Source organism: Acinetobacter sp. CY73, from assembly GCF_059515865.1.
Window position 1 is genome coordinate 1 of sequence record NZ_JCAKMZ010000059.1, and the last position, 5342, is coordinate 5342.

5 protein-coding genes and 1 pseudogene are annotated in these 5342 nt (G+C 37.9%); 1 reads left to right on the forward strand and 5 read right to left on the reverse strand.

Translation table 11 applies throughout. The features are described 5' to 3' along the window. Positions 1-341 (forward strand): annotated as a pseudogene (locus AC5YD2_RS15970) (ISNCY family transposase); the annotation flags it as partial. Between the two features lie 199 nt (positions 342-540). Here AC5YD2_RS15970 and AC5YD2_RS15975 read toward each other — a convergent pair. The 5 genes from AC5YD2_RS15975 to AC5YD2_RS15995 form a co-directional block, all read right to left on the reverse strand. Continuing rightward, positions 541-966 carry an organic hydroperoxide resistance protein gene (locus tag AC5YD2_RS15975; protein WP_496127241.1) on the reverse strand — a complete coding sequence of 142 codons (426 nt, stop codon included), beginning with the start codon at positions 964-966 and terminating at the stop codon, positions 541-543. A gap of 110 nt (positions 967-1076) precedes the next feature. Continuing rightward, positions 1077-1901, reverse strand: coding sequence for a carbon-nitrogen hydrolase family protein (locus AC5YD2_RS15980; protein ID WP_496127242.1), 825 nt, complete (start codon positions 1899-1901; stop codon positions 1077-1079). A gap of 47 nt (positions 1902-1948) precedes the next feature. Beyond that, on the reverse strand, positions 1949-2455 hold the full coding sequence (gene gigB / locus AC5YD2_RS15985; protein WP_496127243.1) for an anti-anti-sigma factor GigB: 507 nt from the start codon (positions 2453-2455) through the stop codon (positions 1949-1951). Positions 2456-2568: 113 nt separating this feature from the next. Then, entirely contained in the window at positions 2569-3537 is a 969-nt protein-coding gene (gene gigA / locus AC5YD2_RS15990) for an RsbU family protein phosphatase GigA (RefSeq protein WP_496127244.1), read from the reverse strand. A 222-nt stretch (positions 3538-3759) separates the two neighbouring features. Then, on the reverse strand, positions 3760-4725 hold the full coding sequence (locus AC5YD2_RS15995; protein WP_496127245.1) for an MlaA family lipoprotein: 966 nt from the start codon (positions 4723-4725) through the stop codon (positions 3760-3762). Between the last annotated feature and the right edge of the window lie 617 nt (positions 4726-5342).

Below are 5342 nucleotides of genomic sequence, written 5' to 3' on the forward strand. Positions count from 1 at the left end.
ATGACAAATGTATTTATATGCTTGAACCGACTGAATTAAACCAGAAATTAGTTGGGCAATATATTTCATTTCTAGAGTATCCGGATGGGACTGTGGCCCTCATGCATCAAGGACGAAAGCTCAACTACAGCATCTTCAATAAATTGGCTGGGCTACAGCAAAATGAGATTGTTGAAAATAAACGTTTAGGTTCAGTTCTAGCGCATATTCAACAGCAGCATGAAGCATTGGAAAAACAGAATAAACGTTCAAGAACAAACAAAAGTATGCCAAGTCGTAAAGCTCAGAAAGCCGGTATTGAACAAAGAAAGTTGAATCCTGTGCTTGACTCTTGTCGTTAAAAACAGGACATTTTAAATGGTTTATCGCATAGACATTTTAATTGGTGAATAACATCTCGAATCAAGCTTATTTCGAGCAATCATTTTAGATAAAATCTCTTATAAGAAGTGAAGTTAAATCTATTATTTATAGAAAAGCTGATATGCAAAACATATCAGCTTTTTATTTTTTATAGTGAATTGCAATTTTTTTATAAAATCAAACAATCACATTCAAGGTCACATCAATATTGCCACGCGTTGCATTAGAGTAAGGGCAAACGATATGCGCTGCGTCCACCAACTTTTGAGCCTCGCTTTGTTCTAAACCTTCTAAGTGAATATTTAAGGTCGCAGCAATACCAAAACCTGTAGGAATAGGGCCAATACTTACTTCACCTTCAATATAGGCATCAGGTGTAATTTTTAATTTATCACGGTTTGCAACAAACTTCATCGCACCTAAGAAACACGCTGAATAACCCGCAGCAAACAACTGCTCAGGATTAGTTCCACCACCCGGACCACCCATATCTTTAGGCACAGCGAGTTTGACATCCAAAATTCCATCTGATGAAGTCGCACTTCCATCACGACCGCCAGTTGCTTTCGCTTTTGCAGTGTAGACAATTTTTTCTAAAGACATGAACTTATCCCAATTCATTATATTGAACTAAGATCGTGGCTGAATTTGATTGAAAAATAAGCAGTAGAATTGTAAAGATGCAGAGCGAGTTAAATTAAAAATGAACCGAATCAATATTGGATTAATTTTCGATGCTGCATTAAAGGCATAGATTCGCGAATTTTAGATTGTTCTTCTAAGTTAAAGGGAACAGTAATGAGCTGAGCGCCTTCTTGATACACCATATCTAAAAGTTGACCGCGACTATTCGTCGCCGAAGTATGACCCCATGTTTGACGTTTCTCACCATGCCAACCTTGTTGTGCAGCACCTAACACTTGACATTGACTGTCCATGGCACGTGCTTGAAGCAATAACTGCCAATGCATTTCACCAGTGGTATAAGTAAAAGCAGCAGGAGCAGTTAAGATATTTGCACCACGATTTCTTAAAGTCAGTGAAAGTTCTGGAAAACGCAGGTCATAACACACCATTAAGCCAATATTGCCAAAAGGAGTCATTGCTAAGACAACTTCATCGCCAGGCTCAAAAAACTGAGACTCTTGATAGCCACCGACCGCATCACCGACTTGAACGTCAAACAAGTGGATCTTGTCATAACGTGCTTCGGTTCTTTCAGGGCTAATACATAAGCTGACTGTACGAACACGACCATCTTGAATCACCGTACCATTTGGGCGATAAGGGCAAGGGAGAGTGCCTGCAACGATCCAAAGTTGATATTGATGTGCCAGATTTTGTAAACGCGTTTGAAACTCATCAAAACGGTCAGCTGTTTCACGTTGTTTTCCAGCAGCAAAACACACGAAGTTTTCTGGAAAAACGATCAGGCTCGCGCCTTGAGCTTTACTTTCAATCATCAATGACTCAATCACACTGAAGTTTACTTCAATGTCATTTTGAGAATTCATTTGAACAACGGAAAGTAAAGTCATGACTCATCCCATACGTGGACTAGATTTTATAGTCTAGCTTTTATCATTTAGATGCTGTGATCAATCGTGTCTTGCTGTTTTTCGAGCTGTTTAACCAAAGGTTCAAACATATTTTGATTGCTTTCATTTAATTTCATCAATGTACGATGCGCATCTAATACTGTAGAAAGCATGGTGTTATGTGAAATATGTTCATCCAAGAGTGCACGTGTGCAAACATTTGGATCACCACAATAATTCAAAATTACAAAAACTTGACCTAGACCCATACTATTGGCAAGCGTGGTGATATCTGGGTTTGTAGACAGCATCACTGCTTGGATATGATGAATTTGTTTCAGTTTCAGACCAAGCTTTGCCAATATGCCTAAAACAGTACTATCTATAAATGTGGTTTGGGTTAAATCAACAATCGCGCCAGTGACGTTACTTTGCTGTTCAATCCGAGACAAAAGTTTGTCTAGACTAATACAAGATTGGGCTCGCACTTCACCAATAATTTTGAAAATATGCGTTCCATTCAAGCTTGCATATTCAACATGACCTGTTGACATATAAATGCCATTTGCAGAGAAGGATTGGAAAATTATCACATAGCGCAACCCTATTCTCAAGTAGTCTAGGGTCGTAGAAGTGAGTAAAAAACTCTAGGGTATTGATTATAAACTTAATTCAATCTTTTTAGACTTAAAATCGCAATATCATCAGCAACATGTTCTGGTGCTTCAAATGAATGATTTTGCAAGTGATAGACCAATTGAGCAAATTGTTCATTGAGCCCACCGTCAAAAGGTTCAAGTGCACCATCCGAACAAATGATAAAACGAGCATGACGATTCAAGGTACATTCTTGTTCTTCGATGTCGAGGTCTTCAGTCAGTCCTAATGGAAAACTACTGGTATTTAAGATACGAGGGGGTTGATTCGGCTCAAAAATAATAGCAGGAGGGTAATGACCCGCACTAGACCATTTCAATTGATGTGTTTCTAGATTCAAAACACCTGCAATCATCGTGATATGCTTTTCAATATTTTCTTGAACGAGCATTCCATTCAATTTTTTAAGTAATTCACGTGGAGTTTTAGAGCGACCATGAAAGGCAGCCATCCAAGATGTTAAAAGCGAACTGGTGACACCATGTCCTGAGACATCAGCGAGATAGAAAATGATTTCTTTATCGCTAATCTTCCAATAGTCATACCAATCACCTGATAAATAGGCAGAAGGTTGAAACAAAGTCTCAAACTCATAATTTTGCAGTTCAATTGGATTAGGGAGAAGTTTCTTTTGTAGTTCAGCTGCGGATGGTAGATCGCGACTATCTTGATTACGTTTATATTGTGCATCAATTTTAAGTAATGATTCTTCAAGTTGGCTTGGAAGCTTTGTCCAAATCCAGCCGGCCAATGCTCCGAGTTCCCAAGCTTGAGAGAGCTCACTACCTTGATCTTCATGACCAATCACGATGGTCGGAATCGACCATTTATAGTGAAGAAAATCATTCACGTCTGCAATAGCAATGATCGTAGGATCATAGAGATGAATATCTTCTATATGAATCATTTGCAAACTCGGAAGAGTATCTAGAACGAATTCTAAATTTGGAATTGTGCGAGTGGGCTGAATGAAATACATGGAGTTGAAGATTGATCCTAATGATGATGCTTTTCACTATCTTAGACCAAGTAAAAAGCATATCCAAGCATTAAGCTAAACAGAAAACTCATGCTTGTCAGTGATGGACACTTAAATGGGGTGAGAAATGACTAATAAATTCTATGGATTTATCTTTCAATGCCTAGAACCCTAAAGTAATAGGCATAATCATTTCGCTAAATACTTTTATTTTATAAAACCTTACTCTTTTGCATTGCCATCATTGGATAGGCTATCCTCAATGAATAAACCATCACTTGATTCAATACCTTTCTTCTCTGCGATTTGAAAGTTTTTACGTTGAAGGTAAATGTCACGTAAAGCTGCGTATTTGTCACCTTGTAAGACTTGTTCAACGTCTAAAAGTTGTGAACGAGCATCAATACCACGCATCGCTTGTTCACCATAATAAAGACGGTCATTATTCTCTAAAATGTATTTTTGAGGTCTGGCTTGACTATCTACAATACGCCCTAAGCTGTCGCGGAATGTACTTGGACCCATGACTGGTAGCATTAAATAAGGGCCAGAAGGCACACCATAATAACCCAGTGTTGTTCCTAAATCTTCTTCCTCAGTACTCATGCCTAAACGATTCGCTGGATCTGCAAAACCTAAAGTTGTGACTGTATTTAAAGTGAAGCGACCTAAGGTTTTCGCTGCGCGAGTAAAACGCCCTTGTGCAAGTTGGTTCACAGCATTCCACGGTTCGCCCAAGTTTTTACGGAAAGATCGATATGAGCCACGGACTTCAGTTGGAACTTTTTTGGTGTATTGAACAGCCAATGGACGAGCTATATTTCGATCGAGTACATCGTTGAATTCATAAATTTGACGATTTAAAGGCTGAAGCGGATCTTTTACTTCTTCGGCTTGAGCCGCATTTGCATCGACTTTAAGTTGGTCTATTTTAATTGACTTTAATTCTTTTAAAGCTTCAAGCCGAGGATGGCGAGTAACTGCATCCTGTACATTATTCTTAGTTTCTGCATTTTGGGAATCTATACTATCTGAGTCCAATGCATCACTCGTTCGGCTTGCTTCTGTATCTGTAGACAACGCCTGATTTGCAGATTCTTGATTAGCATTTAAAGCATCTTGAGCATAAGTTGTTGTACTTAATCCAAGCGCCAGCATACTTACCCATAAAATATTCTTATGATGCATAACAAACCCAAATATAATAATGAAAGGAAAAAGTACTCTATATATGACTGTAAAAAGCACTCATGTTCTATATTAACAGCTTATTAAAATGAGATGTTAATGCTAATTTGATCGAAAACTATCTCATATTTGTGCAAATAATGTGAAATTAATTAACTTTTGCATGAAAAAGATACAGTCAGGCAAAATATTTAAAAATAGGGGTTGTGCCTGATCTGAAATCCTGTAGAATGCACATCCATCGGCGGTGATGAAGATTAAAACTTCTGATAAAACAGTAACTTAGCATTAATTGGTTAAGTTGGGTTTTAGAAAGAAAGTTTAAAATAATTTGAAATTGCAGTTGACTATTTATCGAAAGAGAGTAGTATAGCCGACCTAGCTTGCTGGTGACGAACCAACAAGAAGATCATTAAGAGATTATGAAGAACAACTTGTGTGGATTTTTACTGATTGATTAATCGAAATTATTTTCATTGATTGATGGTAGAAATGACTCGAAGTTTATTTGAGAAATATTTGTCAGAAGATTGATGAGCCAAGATTGGTGCCCTATAGGCACTAAGCAATATTAAACTGAAGAGTTTGATCATGGCTCAGATTGAACGCTGGCGGCA

Bases quoted from the DNA above. Each gene is read 5' to 3' on its own strand.
- gigB (WP_496127243.1), bottom strand. From the start codon at position 2,455: ATGTCAACAGGTCATGTTGAATATGCAAGCTTGAATGGAACGCATATT.
- AC5YD2_RS15995 (WP_496127245.1), bottom strand. From the start codon at position 4,725: ATGCATCATAAGAATATTTTATGGGTAAGTATGCTGGCGCTTGGATTA.
- gigA (WP_496127244.1), bottom strand. From the start codon at position 3,537: ATGTATTTCATTCAGCCCACTCGCACAATTCCAAATTTAGAATTCGTT.
- AC5YD2_RS15980 (WP_496127242.1), bottom strand. From the start codon at position 1,901: ATGACTTTACTTTCCGTTGTTCAAATGAATTCTCAAAATGACATTGAA.
- AC5YD2_RS15975 (WP_496127241.1), bottom strand. From the start codon at position 966: ATGTCTTTAGAAAAAATTGTCTACACTGCAAAAGCGAAAGCAACTGGC.